At 68.9% G+C, this 14,399-nt stretch carries 12 protein-coding genes; 9 read left to right on the top strand and 3 right to left on the bottom strand.

The window, feature by feature from the left end:
* Window positions 1–60 precede the first annotated feature (60 nt).
* From KME78_RS09910 to KME78_RS09880, 7 genes are all read left to right on the top strand, one after another.
* Complete coding sequence (locus KME78_RS09910) at window positions 61–702, top strand: HAD family hydrolase (RefSeq protein ID WP_219528494.1); 642 nt, start codon at window positions 61–63, stop codon at window positions 700–702.
* A 472-nt stretch (window positions 703–1,174) separates the two neighbouring features.
* Window positions 1,175–1,678: a cellulose synthase gene (locus tag KME78_RS09905; RefSeq protein WP_219528493.1), complete on the top strand. Its 504-nt coding sequence runs from the start codon at window positions 1,175–1,177 to the stop codon at window positions 1,676–1,678.
* A gap of 251 nt (window positions 1,679–1,929) precedes the next feature.
* Complete coding sequence (locus tag KME78_RS09900) at window positions 1,930–2,928, top strand: ABC transporter permease (RefSeq protein ID WP_219528492.1); 999 nt, start codon at window positions 1,930–1,932, stop codon at window positions 2,926–2,928.
* A 56-nt stretch (window positions 2,929–2,984) separates the two neighbouring features.
* Complete coding sequence (locus KME78_RS09895; RefSeq protein WP_219528491.1) at window positions 2,985–4,751, top strand: ABC transporter substrate-binding protein; 1,767 nt, start codon at window positions 2,985–2,987, stop codon at window positions 4,749–4,751.
* A 93-nt stretch (window positions 4,752–4,844) separates the two neighbouring features.
* Window positions 4,845–5,858 (top strand): ABC transporter permease, encoded by a 1,014-nt coding sequence (locus KME78_RS09890; RefSeq protein WP_219528490.1) that lies wholly within the window; start codon window positions 4,845–4,847, stop codon window positions 5,856–5,858.
* Window positions 5,855–6,889, top strand: coding sequence for an ABC transporter ATP-binding protein (locus KME78_RS09885; RefSeq protein ID WP_219528489.1), 1,035 nt, complete (start codon window positions 5,855–5,857; stop codon window positions 6,887–6,889). Before KME78_RS09890 ends, KME78_RS09885 begins: the two co-directional genes overlap by 4 nt.
* On the top strand, window positions 6,886–7,911 hold the full coding sequence (locus KME78_RS09880) for an ABC transporter ATP-binding protein (protein WP_219528488.1): 1,026 nt from the start codon (window positions 6,886–6,888) through the stop codon (window positions 7,909–7,911). The genes KME78_RS09885 and KME78_RS09880 overlap by 4 nt, the downstream gene beginning before the upstream one ends.
* A 62-nt stretch (window positions 7,912–7,973) precedes the next feature.
* Here KME78_RS09880 and KME78_RS09875 read toward each other — a convergent pair whose 3' ends face one another.
* The 3 genes from KME78_RS09875 to KME78_RS09865 all read right to left on the bottom strand — a co-directional run bounded on the left by KME78_RS09875 (window position 7,974) and on the right by KME78_RS09865 (window position 10,751).
* Window positions 7,974–8,657, bottom strand: a complete 684-nt coding sequence (locus tag KME78_RS09875; RefSeq protein WP_219528487.1) for a response regulator — start codon at window positions 8,655–8,657, stop codon at window positions 7,974–7,976.
* On the bottom strand, window positions 8,654–9,811 hold the full coding sequence (locus KME78_RS09870) for a sensor histidine kinase (protein ID WP_219528486.1): 1,158 nt from the start codon (window positions 9,809–9,811) through the stop codon (window positions 8,654–8,656). The genes KME78_RS09875 and KME78_RS09870 overlap by 4 nt, the downstream gene beginning before the upstream one ends.
* Before the next feature lie 79 nt (window positions 9,812–9,890).
* A complete protein-coding gene (locus KME78_RS09865) occupies window positions 9,891–10,751 on the bottom strand; it encodes a RecB family exonuclease (protein WP_219528485.1) in 861 nt (286 codons plus the stop codon).
* A gap of 114 nt (window positions 10,752–10,865) precedes the next feature.
* On the opposite strand from KME78_RS09865, the gene KME78_RS09860 reads away from it, so the two are divergent.
* Window positions 10,866–12,002 carry a site-2 protease family protein gene (locus KME78_RS09860; RefSeq protein ID WP_308126876.1) on the top strand — a complete coding sequence of 379 codons (1,137 nt, stop codon included), beginning with the start codon at window positions 10,866–10,868 and terminating at the stop codon, window positions 12,000–12,002.
* A 338-nt stretch (window positions 12,003–12,340) separates the two neighbouring features.
* Entirely contained in the window at window positions 12,341–13,801 is a 1,461-nt protein-coding gene (locus KME78_RS09855) for an FHA domain-containing protein (protein ID WP_219528484.1), read from the top strand.
* The last annotated feature ends 598 nt before the right edge of the window (window positions 13,802–14,399 follow it).

Below are 14,399 nucleotides of genomic sequence, written 5' to 3'. Positions count from 1 at the left end.
GTGAGAATGGCCTGACGGGGTGCCGTCGCGGTGCCGTACGCGAACCGATCGGGGGAATGCATGGAAGCCGTCTTCTTCGACATGGACGGGTTGCTGGTCGACAGCGAGAAGGTGTGGCTGGAGATCGAGACCGGGGTGATGGCGCGCCTCGGCGCCGAGTGGACGCCGGAACACCAGGTGCACCTCGTCGGCGGTTCCATGGAACGCACCGTCGACTACATGCTCGCCGTCTCGGGCTCGTCCGTCACGCCGGAGGACCTGCGTGAGTGGATGATCGACGGCATGGTGACCCGCCTGGTGGACGGTGTGCAGATGATGCCCGGCGCCTCCGAGCTGCTCGACGCCGTACGCGAGGAAGGCGTCCCGGTCGCGCTGGTGACCTCGTCGCTCAGGGAGATCGCCGACGCGGTCCTCAAGGCCGTCGGCCGTGACCGGTTCGACGCCATCGTGACGGCCGACGACGTCACCCGCACCAAGCCCGACCCCGAGCCGTACCTGACGGCCGCCGCGCTGCTGGAGGTCGAGCCGGTGCGCTGCGTCGTCCTGGAGGACTCGCCCAACGGCGTCGCCGCCGCCACGGCAGCGGGCTGCGCGGTCGTGGCGGTCCCCAGCCTGCTGCCCATCGACCCGGCTCCCGGCCGCCTGGTGGTCCCCTCCCTGACCGAGGTCACGGTCCCCACCCTGCGCGCGTTGATCCGCTGACTGCCATGGCTGACGACCTGGAGAAACAGAAGAATCGCGCGTAACGGCGCCTGGCCATGTGCGGGCTCAGCGGCCGTATTCCTGGAGGCCCTCAGCCCTGTGCGGCGGGTGGCGGGTGGCCCATGCTCGCCGTACGAAAAAGAAAAGCCCTGAGCCGCACAAGTGCACATACCCGCACAAAGGACCCCTGAACTGCGCAAGTGCACCTGGCCACACAAGAGAAGCTCGGCGCACAAGCGAACCCTGACGAACAGCGGAACCGCATCGCACAAAAGACCTCTGAGCTGTGCAAATGAACCTGGCCGCACAAAAAACCCTGAGTCGCGCAAGAGGGCCCATGCTGAACAAGAGCCTCTCGCCGCACATGAGAAACCAGCAGAACCCCTAAGGGTGGGGCGGTACCTGGGGAGGAGGGCGGCGCGGGGTGGGCGTGTCAGGATGGGAGCGTAATCAATGACAGAGGGGCGGCGGAATGACTTTCGATCAGATCGCGTGGTTGCCGCTGTGCGCCGGTGTGACCATCGCGGGATTGGTGCTCAGCTTCCTGGCCTTCCGGCGCAGAGGCGCGGCGGCCGGGATGAGAGTGGCCGCGTGGGCGCTGCTTCCGGTGGCCGCTTACCTGACCGGTGCGCTGCAGGCGCTGTGGACCATCGGCGCCACCGTCGTGGGCTTCGTCACGAGCCTGATCTTCAATCCGGTCGTCTGGTCGGGCGTCGCGGTGACAGGTCTGGCCGTGGTGCTGTTCGTGGTGTCCGGGTTCATGCGCGGCCGGAAGCTGCGGCTGGCGCGGGGGGACAAGCCGGGCAAGAGCGCGGAGGCGCCGACCGCGCCTCAGCAACGTCCCGTGACGGGGCAGAAGGCCGGGCCGGCAGCGGGCCAGCCTGCAGGAAAACCCGCCGTGGCGGCGGCCAAGAAGAACAACGACGACGACTTCTCCGACATCGAGGATATTCTCAAGCGAAGGGGCATCAGCTAGCCCGATGTGTGTCACAGTTCCGAGACTTAACCGGGACTGCCTGTAGACATTCACGTCAAGATCGATACGAATGAGTTTCGCGTCAATCACAGTTAAGCCACATCGGGCCCTGAGGGACTGGTCATAGCAGCTCAGGCCATAGATTCTGCCTCCTGAGGCCGCGACTCGCGACTTCATCAGCGCGGCGCACTAACCTGATCGGGACCGCGCCCACACGGACGACGTCGTCTGGAATCCAGGGGGCTACTGGCATGACCGCACCGCTCGATGTTCCGGGCTCGGCGATAGACGCCGGACCGGAAACCGTTCTGGAGGGCGCGGACTCCTCAGTCATCCGAGGGCGTTCCCTTGGCCAGATCGCATGGATGCGGCTGAAGCGCGACAGGGTCGCGATGGTCGGCGGGATCGTCATCATCGTGCTGATCCTCGTCGCCGTCTTCGCGCCGCTGCTGGTGTCGTGGTTCGGCCACCCACCGGCGGAATGGCACCGGGAGAAGATCGACCCGGCCATCCAGGCGCCGCTCGGCACGTTCGGCGGCATCAGCAAGGACTTCCTGTTCGGGGTCGAGCCCACCACGGGCCGCGACCTGTTCAGCCGGATCCTCTACGGCGCGCGCGTCTCGCTGCTCATCGCGTTCTTCGCGACGCTGCTGTGTGTCGTGCTCGGCGCCGTGTTCGGGATGATCGCCGGTTTCTTCGGCGGCTGGGTCGACACGGTCATCAGCCGGCTCATGGACATCTTCCTCGCCTTCCCGCTGCTGGTGTTCGCGCTGGCGCTCGGCGGGGTGATCCCCGACAAGGCGTTCGGGATGTCCGGTGACACGCTGAGGATCAGCTTGCTCGTGTTCATCATCGGCTTCTTCAACTGGCCCTACATAGGGCGTATTATTCGAGGTCAGACGCTGTCTCTGCGTGAGCGGGAGTTCGTCGACGCCTCCAGGAGCCTGGGCGCGCGCAACCATGTGATCTTGTTCAAGGAGATCCTGCCGAACCTGCTGGCCCCGATCCTGGTCTATTCGACGCTGCTCATCCCGTCGAACATCCTGTTCGAGGCCGCGTTGTCCTTCCTCGGCGTGGGTGTGCGGCCGCCGACCCCGACGTGGGGAGGCATGTTGGCCGAGGCGGTCCACAACTACGACGTGGCGCCCAACTTCATGCTCTTTCCCGGTCTCGCGATCTTCGTCACCGTGCTGGCGTTCAACCTGCTCGGTGATGGCCTGAGGGACGCCTTCGATCCCAAGGCTCGATGACCTCGTGAGTTATCCGCAATTTCTCTACTCCTAGATACAAGGGGTGTGTCAGGTCGATGAAGATAAGATCCACGGCGTCGGCGGTCGCGATCACCGCTGCTCTTGCCCTGGTCGTCTCCGCGTGTGGTGGCGGTGGCGGCTCTACCAAGAAGAACGGCGGTGACACCGCCGAGGCGCCCGCCAGCCAGTACAACGCTGGAGTGACGCAGGTCGTCAACCCGTCCACCAAGACGGGTGGCACGCTGCACATGGGCATGCCGGGAGACTTCGACTCGGTTGACCCCGGCGACCAGTACTACGGCTACGCGTGGAACTTCTCCCGGCTCTACACTCGCGCGCTGACCATGTTCAAGCCGGTGCCGGGCGAGGAGGGCCTCCAGCTCGTCGGTGACCTTGCCGAGGACCTCGGCAAGCCCAGCGACGGTGGCAAGACCTGGACGTACAAGCTGCGCGCGGGCATCAAGTTCGAGGACGGCACCCCGGTGACGTCCAAGGACGTGAAGTACGCAGTGGCCCGTTCGCTGGACAAGGAGATCCTGCCCAGCGGCCCGACCTACTTCAACGACTGGCTGGACAACGGCGACTACACCGGCCCGTACAAGATGAAGGACAAGCTCGACTCCTGGAAGGGCGTTGAAACGCCCGATGACCAGACGGTCGTCTTCCATCTGAAGAAGGCCTACGGCGGCTTCGACTACTTCGCCATGCTCCCGTCGACGGCCCCGGTGCCGGCGGCCAAGGACACGGGCACCAAGTACAAGGAGCACCCGGTCGCGACCGGCCCGTACATGTTCAAGGCCCACGAGCTCGGCAAGCGCATCGAGCTGGTCAAGAACCCGAACTGGGACGCGGCGACCGACCCCAACCGCAAGCAGCTCAACGACTCGGTCGAGGTGCTGCTCGGTCAGAACGAGGACGACCTCGACCAGCGCCTGCTCTCGGGCAAGATCGACGTCAAGATCAACAGCACCGGTGTCGGGGCCAACGCCCGTAAGACCCTGCTGACCGACCCCAAGGTCAAGCAGTACGCCGACTCCGCGCCGCTCGACCGCACCTGGTTCACCAACCTCAACGCGGACGTGCCGCCGCTGGACAACATCCACTGCCGCAAGGCCGTGATGTACGCTGCCGACCGCTCCGCGATCCAGGGCGCCTACGGCGGTCCCGACGCCGGTGGTGAGATCGCTCTCAGCCTCATGCCGTCGAAGATGACCGGTTATGAGAAGAACGACCTCTACGGCGTCGAGGCCAACCCCGGCGGCGACGTGAACAAGGCGAAGGAAGAGCTGAAGGCCTGCAACCAGCCCAACGGCTTCAGCACCACCATCTCCTTCCGCGTCGAGCGCGCGGCGGAGAAGCAGACCGCCGAGGCGCTGCAGCAGTCGCTCGGCCGCGTCGGCATCAAGCTGGAGGTCAAGGGCTACCCGCAGGGTGACTACTTCAAGCTGTACGCCGGCAAGCCCGACTTCGCCAAGAAGAACGGCCTGGGCCTCATGGTCTACGGCTGGGGCGCCGACTACCCCGAGGGCTTCGGCTTCTTCCAGCAGATCGTCGACAGCCGCGTCATCCGTGCCGCGGGCAACACCAACCTCGGCGTGAAGGACCCGGAGATCGACAAGCTGATCGACCAGGCCGCGGCTGAGCAGGACGCCACCAAGCGCAACGCGATCTGGGCCTCGGTCGACAAGAAGGTCAGCGACGACGCGTTCATCCTGCCCTACGTCTGGGCGCACGGCCTGTTCTACCGGCCGCCGACGCTGAAGAACGCGTTCGTCAGCCAGAACTTCGGGATGTACGAGTTCCTGACGCTCAGCACCCAGTAACCCGGTCCGGGAAAACCTCCGGAACGTTCGTCGAAAGCAGGTGAAGGCTTCGGCGGCCGGGCCCACAAGGCCCGGCCGCCATAGCCGAGATCAGTGGCCACATACATCATCAGACGGTTGATAGCGGCCGTCATGCTGCTCTTCGTGGTGAGCATCGCGACGTTCGCCATCTTCTTTCTCGTCCCGCGGCTCGCCGGGATGTCCGCTGACGACCTCGCTTCCCGCTATGTGGGCAAGGCCGCCAACGATCAGATGATCCACGAGGCCGCCGTCAGGCTGGGCTTCAACGACCCGCTGGTCGTGCAGTACGGGCGGTTCGTGAAGGGCATCTTCCTCGGCGTGGACCGCAACTACGGTCCCGGCGTCGAGCACTGCCCCGCCCCGTGCTTCGGCTATTCCTACGTCACCCAGAACCCGGTGCTGCCCGACCTGCTCGACCGGCTGCCGATCACGCTGTCGCTCGCGCTCGGCGCGGCCGTGGTGTGGGTGGTGTTCGGTGTCTCGACGGGCGTGCTGTCGGCGCTGCGGCGCGGCAGCTTCTTCGACCGCCTCTCGATGGGCGTGGCCCTGGCGGGCGTGTCGCTGCCCATCTTCTTCACCGGCATCGTGTCGCTGGCCATCTTCCGCGACCAGCTCGGCCTGGTCGGCGACGTCGCCGACTGGGTGCCGTTCACGGAAGACCCGCTCACCTGGGCGAACAACCTCATCCTGCCGTGGGTGACGCTGGCCTTCCTGTACGCCGCCGGTTATGCCCGGCTCACCAGAGCAGGCATGCTGGAGACCATGTCGGAGGACTACATCCGCACGGCACGGGCCAAAGGCCTGCCCGAACGCATGGTGGTCGTCAAACACGGCCTGCGTGCCACGCTCACGCCGGTGATGACCATGTTCGGCCTCGACCTGGGCCTGCTGCTCGGCGGCGCCGTGCTCACCGAGAGCACGTTCTCGCTGCCCGGCATCGGCAAGTACGCGGTCGACGCCATCAACAACAACGACCTTCCCCAGGTGATGGGCGTCACGCTGACCGCGGCGGCCTTCATCATCGTGGCCAATCTGATCGTCGACCTGCTCTACGCGGTGGTTGACCCGAGAGTGAGGCTGACGTGAGCGAGAGCGCCTTTCTCGACGTCAAGGACCTGAAGATCCACTTCTCGACCGACGACGGCGTGGTCAAGTCCGTCGACGGGTTGTCCTTCAGCCTCGAACGCGGCAAGACGCTGGGCATCGTCGGCGAGTCCGGATCGGGCAAGTCGGTCACCAGCCTCGGCATCCTCGGTCTGCACCGTGGCAAGAACGCGAACGTCTCCGGCGAGATCTGGCTCGACGGCGAAGACCTCGTCACCGCCTCGCAGGAGCACGTGCGCCGGCTGCGCGGCCGGAAGATGGCGATGATCTTCCAGGATCCACTGTCGTCGATGCACCCCTTCTACACGGTGGGCGACCAGATCATCGAGGCGTACCGCATCCACCACAAGGTGTCCAAGAGCGTGGCCCGCAAGCACGCCATCGACATGCTGGGCCGGGTCGGCATCCCCGAGCCCAAGCGCCGGGTCGACTCCTACCCGCACGAGTTCTCGGGCGGCATGCGCCAGCGCGCCATGATCGCGATGGCGCTCTCGTGCGACCCCGAGCTGCTCATCGCCGACGAGCCGACCACCGCGCTCGACGTGACCGTGCAGGCGCAGATCCTCGACCTGATGCGTGACCTGCAGCGCGAGTTCAACTCCGCGCTGATCATCATCACCCACGACCTGGGCGTGGTGGCCGAGCTGTCCAACGACATCCTGGTCATGTACGCGGGCAAGTGCATCGAGTACGGCTCGGCCGACGACATCTTCTACCGGCCCGAGCACCCCTACACCTGGGGCCTGCTGGGCTCGATGCCCCGCCTCGACCGGGAGCCCACCGAACGGCTGCTGCCGGTCAAGGGCACCCCGCCGTCACTGATCAACGTGCCGTCGGGCTGCGCCTTCCACCCCCGCTGCCCCTACTCCGACCAGACCGACGGCCAGTCCAAGGCCGAGGTGCCGGCCCTGGCCCCGGCCGACCCGGGTCATCTGGTGCGCTGTCACCTGAGCAGGACGCAGCGGCGGACGCTGTGGGAGAACGAAGTCAAGCCAGTGCTGGAGACGCAGTGACCACCACGAACGAGCCGCTTCTTTCCGTCCAGGACCTGGAGAAGCACTTCCCGGTGACCAAGGGCCTGTTCAAGCGGCAGGTCGGGGCCGTCAAGGCGGTCGACGGGGTCAGCTTCGACGTGTTCAAGGGTGAGACGCTCGGCCTGGTGGGGGAGTCGGGCTGCGGCAAGTCGACCACCGGCCGCCTGGTGACCAGGCTGCTGGAGCCGACCGGGGGCAAGATCGTCTTCGAGGGCCGCGACATCACCCACATGGGCCAGGGCAAGCTCCGGCCGCTGCGCCGCGACATGCAGATGATCTTCCAGGATCCCTTCTCGTCGCTCAACCCCCGCCACACGGTCGGCACCATCGTCGGCGCCCCGTTCCGCATCCAGAGTGTGCAGACGGAGAACGGGATCAAGAAGGCCGTCCAGGACATCCTTGAGCTGGTCGGCCTGAACCCGGAGCACTACAACCGCTACCCGCACGAGTTCTCGGGCGGCCAGCGCCAGCGCATCGGCATCGCCCGTACGCTCGCGCTGAAGCCCAAGCTGATCATCGCCGACGAGCCGGTCTCCGCGCTCGACGTCTCGATCCAGGCCCAGGTGGTCAACCTCCTGGAGGACCTGCAGAACGAGCTGGACCTCACCTACGTGGTCATCGCCCATGACTTGTCGGTGGTCCGTCACATCAGCGACAGGGTCGCGGTCATGTACCTCGGCAAGATCGTGGAGATTGCCGACCGCAAGAGCCTGTACAGCGTCCCCATGCACCCCTACACCAACGCGTTGCTGTCGGCGGTGCCGATCCCGGACCCCAAGGCCCGCGCGAAGAGCGAGCGCATCAGGCTGTCCGGTGACGTGCCGAGCCCGCTCAACCCGCCGCCGGCCTGCCGCTTCCACACCAGGTGCTGGAAGGCCCAGGACATCTGCAAGACGGTGGAGCCGCCGCTGGAGCAGCTGGCCAGCGGACACCACGTGGCCTGCCACTTCCCGGAGAACGCCCCCGAACCGGCGACGAAGACGGCCGCCGCGACACCCTGACGCCTGCCCCGGGCACGGTCGATGGGCACGGTCGGCGGCTCCCCGCCGCCGACCGTGAAGCCTCAGGAAACGCCGCCCGGCGTGGCCAGCCCGGTCTCATAGGCTAGGACGACCGCCTGCACGCGGTCGCGCAGGCCCAGCTTGGTGAGCACGTTGCCGACGTGCGTCTTGACGGTCGTCTCGCTGACCACCAGCTTCCTGGCGATCTCCGCGTTGGACATCCCCTTGGCGATCAGCCGCAGCACCTCCAGCTCCCGCTCGGTCAGCCGGTCGAGCCGCGCCGGGGTCGCCTGCTCGTACGCCGACGGCAGCCGTTTCGCGAACCGGTCCAGCAACCGGCGCGTCACGCTCGGCGCCACGATGGCGTCGCCCGCCGCCACCACCCGGATCGCCTGCACCAGCTCGTCCGGCGGCACGTCCTTCAGCAGGAACCCGGACGCGCCGGCCCGCAGCGCCTCCACGATGTACTCGTCCAGGTCGAACGTCGTCAGCACCAGCACCTTCGGCACGTGGGCCGTCGGCGCTGCCTCGCGCACGATCCTGCGGGTCGCCTCGATGCCGTCGACCCCGGGCATCCGGATGTCCATCAGCACCACGTCGGGCAGCAGCGCCCGCGTCTGCTCCTGCGCGTCCTTGCCGTCACCGGCCTGCCCCACCACCGTGAGGTCGGGCTCGGCCTCGAGTATCAGGCGGAACCCGGTGCGCAGCAGCGGCTGGTCGTCCACCAGCAGCACCCTGATCGTCATGGTGAGTCCTTCAACGGAAACCTCGCGCGCACCTCGAAACCGCCCCCCGGTCGCGGACCGATGCTGAGGATTCCACCATAGAGGGCAACTCGCTCACGAATGCCCACCAAACCATGCCCTGGCTGCCCGGAAAGGCTCGCCGCCCCCCGCCCGTCGTCCTCCACCCGCACGTCCAGCTCACGCGGATCATGTCGTACGGTCACCACGGCCTTGGCGCCCGGACCGGCGTGCCGCAGGCTGTTCGTCAGACCCTCCTGGATCAGCCGGTAGGCGGCCAGATCGACCCCGGCCGGGATCGGCCGGGCATCGCCCTCGACCGACAGCCGCGTGGCCAGCCCCGCCTCCCGCATCTGCTCCACCAGCGCCGGCAGGTCCTGCATCCCCGGCTGCGGCCCCAGCTCGGCACGGGCGTCGGTGCGCAGCACGCCCACGATGTTGCGCATCTCGGTCATCGCCATCCGGCCCGTGTGCTCGATCGCCGACAGCGCCTCACGCGCCAGATCGGGATCGGAGGCGAGCACCCGGCGCGCGGCCGCCGCCTGCACCGTCATCACGCTCACGTGATGGGCCACGACGTCGTGCAGCTCGCGGGCGATCCTCGAGCGCTCCTCGGCCCGCGCGGCCCGCGTGTCGGCCGCGGAGGCGCGCTCCAGCCGGGCCGCACGGTCCTTCAGCTCCTCCAGGTAGGCGCGGCGCAGCCGCAGGCTCCGCCCGGCCCCCCAGACCGCCAGGAGCACGATGAGCACCACCAGGTGCTCGCTCCAGTTGCGCCCCGTGATCGGAGTCACCGCCCCGCCGAGCGCGTAGGCGAGGAACGACAGCAGCAGCGCGCCCAGCGCCATGGCCAGCCCGCGATAGGAGGCCACCGAGTAGAGCAGCACCAGCCCCGCCACGGCCGCCGCGCCGGCGCCGTAGCCGAGCGCGGTCAGCAGCGTCTCGGGCACCAGCCCGGCGCACAGACCCGCCAGCGGCCAGCGCCTGCGCACCGCGACCGGCGCGCACACCAGCGCCACCAGCACGGCGCCGAACGGATCGGCGCCCCGCATCCCGTCGATCGGCAGCCCGCCCGGCTCCAGCCAGGCCGAGTCGGAATAGAGGAAGAGCCCGACCGAGCCCGCCGCCAGCACCACGGCGAGCACTGTGTCATGGAACATGGCCCGGTCGATGCGCACGCTTCACTGTAGGCCCAGGTGAAAGCCCGGAACCTCCTCCCAGGGGAGGAGAGCCGCCCTCCTACAACTCGTCCGTGGCCGCCCGCCGGCTGCTCCTGACCGTGTCGCCCGGCTGCCGGTCGGGCACCGGCGGCGGCGTGCCGCCGAACTCCGGACAGAGCGCCTGATAGTCGCACCAGTCGCACAGCCGGCTGCGCCGCGCCCGCCACTCACCCGACTCCAGCGACCGCTCGATCGCCGTCCACAGCGCCCGCACCTTGCGCTCGGTGGCCAGCAGGTCGGCCTCGTCGGGCGCGTAACGCAGCACCTCGCCGCCGCCACCCAGGTAGACCAGCTGCAGCAGCCTGGGCACCGAGCCACGCAGCCGCCACAGCACCAGCGCGTAGAACTTCATCTGGAACAGCGCCTTGGCCTCGAAGTCGGGGCCCGGCGCGCTGCCGGTCTTGTAGTCGACGACCCGCACCTCGCCGGTCGGCGCCACATCGAGCCGGTCGACGTAGCCGCGCAGCATGAGGCCGCCGTCGAGGACCGCCTCCACATAGAGCTCCCGCTCGGCGGGCTCCAGCCGGGTCGGGTCCTCCAGCGTGAAATAACGCTCCAGCATCTCCCGCGCCTGAGCCAGCCACGTCGCCTGCTCGGCGTCGTCGGCGAACATCTCCGCGTAGTGGGGGTCGTCGGCCAGCAGCCGCTCCCACTGGGGCGCCAGCAGCTCCAGCGCCGCCGCCACCGACCGGCGCGGCGCGGGCAGGTCGTACAGTCGCTCCAGGACCGCGTGGATCACCGTGCCGCGCACGGCGGCCGGGGAGGGTTTCTCCGGCAACTGGTCGATCACGCGGAAGCGGTAGAGCAGTGGACAGGTCATGAAGTCGCCCGCCCGGGAGGGGGAGAGGGCTCCGATGATCACCGGTTCGGTCAACGTCATGCACCGCACTCTAGGTCAAGAGCCCGACAGAATAGGGCCCGCGAAGCGGGGATCACCCTATCCGGCGCGTAGCATCAAGGCAGCGACAGCACGTATTGGACGGCAAGGAGCGCGGTGAGCGAGCAGAGCCCGCAGCAGGAATTTTCCGGTCTTCGGATGGGAAAGCCGTTCGGCATCCCGGTCTACGTGTCGTGGACGTGGTTCATCGTCGCGGCCTTCATCACCTGGATGTTCGGTGACCGGGTGCGCAGCATGCTGCCCGAGCTCGACGCCACCGCCGCCTACGCCGTCGCCTTCGTCTTCGCCGTCCTCCTCTACGTCTCGGTCCTGCTGCACGAGCTGGCCCACAGCGTGCTGGCCAAGTCGTACGGCCTGCCGGTCCGCCGGATCACCCTCTACCTCCTGGGCGGCGTGTCGGAGATCGAGAAGGAGCCGCCGACCCCCGGCAAGGAGTTCATGGTCGCGGCCGCCGGCCCCGCCCTCTCGCTCGGCCTGGCCGGGATCGGCCTGGCCGCCGACGTCTACCTGGTCAACGGGGGCGGCATCCCCGAGGTGCTGATCTGGCAGCTCTGGGTGGCCAACCTCATCGTGGGCGTGTTCAACCTGCTGCCCGGACTGCCGCTCGACGGCGGCCGGATGCTGCGCGCCGGAGTCTGGAAGCTGACCAGCAACGCCGGCTCCGGCACCGTGGCCGCCGCCTGGGGCGGCAGGGTGCTGGCCGTGCTGCTGGTCGCCTCGCCGTTCGCCATGTCGTTGATGAGTGGGCAGGAAGTCGACCCCCGCGACCTGCTGTGGCCGCTGGTGCTGGCCTCCTTCATCTGGCTCGGCGCCACCCAGTCGCTGCGCGTGGCCCGCATCCGCGCCAGGATCCCGCAGGTCAACGCGCGCACCCTGGCCCGCAGGGCGATCCCCGTCGCCGCCGAGACCCCGCTGTCGGAGGCGCTGCGCCAGGCCGCCGAGAAGCGGGCCGGCGCGCTCGTCGTGGTCGACCACGAGGGCCGCCCCGTCGCGATCGTGCACGAGGCGTCCGTCCAGGCCACCCCTGAGCACCGCCGCCCCTGGGTGAACGCCGGCTCCATGGCCAAGTCCCTGGAGCCGTCCATGGTGCTGGCCGCCGACCTGACGGGGGAGGCGCTCATCGACGCCATGCGCGAGGCCCCCGCCGGCGAATACCTGCTCGTGGAGCGCGGCGGCGAGATCTACGGCGTACTCGCCACGGCCGACGTCAACCGCGTCTTCAGCGGCGTCTGATTTGTCCCACTCGTATATGCGGCAGCCCCCGGCTAGTGTCGTGTCCAGTGATCAGGCGATTCCGGATCGCACCTGGCGGTTCGAGGATGCGACGACTGGCCGATAGTGTTCTGTTTGGCCAACTTGCACACTTGAGAGGTTTGTTGCGGTCCACCGGTTCACCGAATCGAGACGGGGCGGCCGCGACACCGCCCCGCCGTATGGGGTATGCGTATGGCTGGTGGCCGTCACGGCAGTGCGGATGCCGTGAGACCGCCGGCTTCCGGGGAGGAGAGTTGAGTGACCGAGCGCAGCGAGGGCACAGATGAGCGCAGCGCGGTCATCATGAAGGAGGAGTCATGACGGGCCAGGGCTTCGGGGCGGTGCGTCCGCTTCCCGGAGATGGGCTGGTCGCCTATCTGGGCGGGCTGCTGCTGGTGTGCGACGCGGCCGAGGCCGCGGCCGACGCACTGCTCAAGGCACTGCGCGAGACGGCCGAGGCCGGGGGCGACGGCCGGGCGCTGGCCAGGCGCGCCGCCCAGGTGCTCGCCGCCAACATGACCGGCGACCCCGCCAACTGCGCGGTCGCGGGACCGGTCGGCGACGGCGTGGCCGTCCTGGTCAGCGGCTCCGCGTCGGCCACGGTCACCACCGCGTCCGGCGAGACCCGGCTGGCCGGCAGCGACTCGCTGACCTGGGCCGACCGGCTCGTCAACGGGCCGGTCCACCGCGTCCGGCTGAGCCTGCCCGGCGGCGGCGAGCCGCACCCCGCGGTCCAGTTCGACGGCGGTGTGGTGCACGGCGGCGGGCTGATGGGCGACTTCGGCGACGTCCCCGAGCGGGCCCCGGCGCCGTCCAGGCCGCTGACCAGCGAGCTGCCCAACACCGCCCTGCACTTCGAGCCCGAGCTGGTGGTGCCGCCTCCGGTGCAGATGGCGCCCTATCCACTGTCGGGCAACGACCAGCCCGCCACACCCTCGGGACCGCAGCCGTCCTCAGGCCCTTCGTTCAACCCCCAGTCGCCGTCCGGGCCTCAGCCGCAGCCCGTGCTGGAGCAGCCGCCGTTCCTTTCGGCGGTCCCCGACCCGCCGCCCCCGGCCGAGCAGCCGAGCGGGTTCCCGACCTACGACGAGCCCGCGCCGGTCCTGTCGGGCAACGGCACGATGCCTGAGCAGTACGAGCAGCCCGCCTCTCCCTACGACCAGCCGCGCGACTCCTACGACCAGCCGCGTGAGCAGTTCGACCAGCCCCGCGAGCACTTCGAGCAACCACGCGAGCACTTCGAGCAGCCCCGGGAGCTGTTCGAACAGCCGCCGCCTCCGCCCGCCCAGGAGGAGCACGGCGACCGGCAGCTCGTCTACGGGGTCGACTGCAAGAACGACCACTTCAACGACCCTCGTGTGCCCTACTGCGCGGTCTGCGGCATCGCGCTCGTCCAGCGCACCCTGGTGCCGTACAAGGGGCCACGGCCCCCGCTCGGCGTCCTCATCCTCGACGACGGCACCGCGCTGCCGCTGGAGAGCGACTACCTCCTGGGACGCGACCCCGAGCGCGCGCCGGAGGTGGCGGGCGGCACGGCCAGGCCCGCCAAGGTGACCAGCCCCGACGGCTCGGTGTCCCGCAGGCACCTGCGGGTGGCGCTCGACGGCTGGGACGTCAACCTGGTCGACCTCGGCTCGGTCAACGGCACCCAGATCCAGCCGCCCGGCGACCCGAACTTCTACGACATCCCGCCCAACGAGCCCGTCACCATCGTCCCGGGCACCACCGTCCGCGTCGGCGTCTCCCGCACCATGCGTTTCGAGGCCCACCGGGGCTGAGCCCGCTTCTGGAACGCCCGCTCTCCTTTGGGGGTGCGGGCGTTCTTTCGTGAGCGGCCGCTGTGGGGCGGGCGGTGTTTCTGCTGGTACGCCGATCATCGGACAGCTTCTCCTCAGGCACCCGGCCCCCGGCACCGGCCTCGGGCGACTGGCCTCGGGCACCCGCCCCGGCGCCCGGTCCCGAGCATCGGCCCCCGGGTATCCGCCCCCGGTCACCCGCCTCCCTGGCCACTAGTTCGCTGGGCATCGGCGCTCGGCCACCCGCCGACCAGGGCTGAGGGCCTTCAGGGGGTAGCCTTCCACTCCGCTATGCCGGGTGGCGGTCTCGTTTACGGCCGGGTGGTGGCCTCGCGTCGCGGGGGCATCCCGCTCACGATGGGGTGCCGCAGCCCCGCACTTGCCTGGGCGTCCGCATCGCTGAGCGCCGCACGGGCCCGCTTACTTCCAGGAGGCGCCCCGCTTGCCGGGCGAGGCGGCGGTCCCGCACACGGCCGGGCGAGGCGGCGGTCCCGGGTATGGCTGGGTGGGGTGGTGGTCCCGGGTATGGCTGGGTGGGGTGGTGGTCCCGGGTATGGCTGGGCGGTTGGGCAGGAGCGTG

The sequence above is a fragment of the Nonomuraea guangzhouensis genome (genome assembly GCF_019396345.1).
GTDB classification, from domain to species: Bacteria; Actinomycetota; Actinomycetes; order Streptosporangiales; family Streptosporangiaceae; genus Nonomuraea; species Nonomuraea guangzhouensis.
Note: the sequence above shows the minus strand (reverse complement) of the source record. Positions and strands in the feature narration are given on the sequence as shown.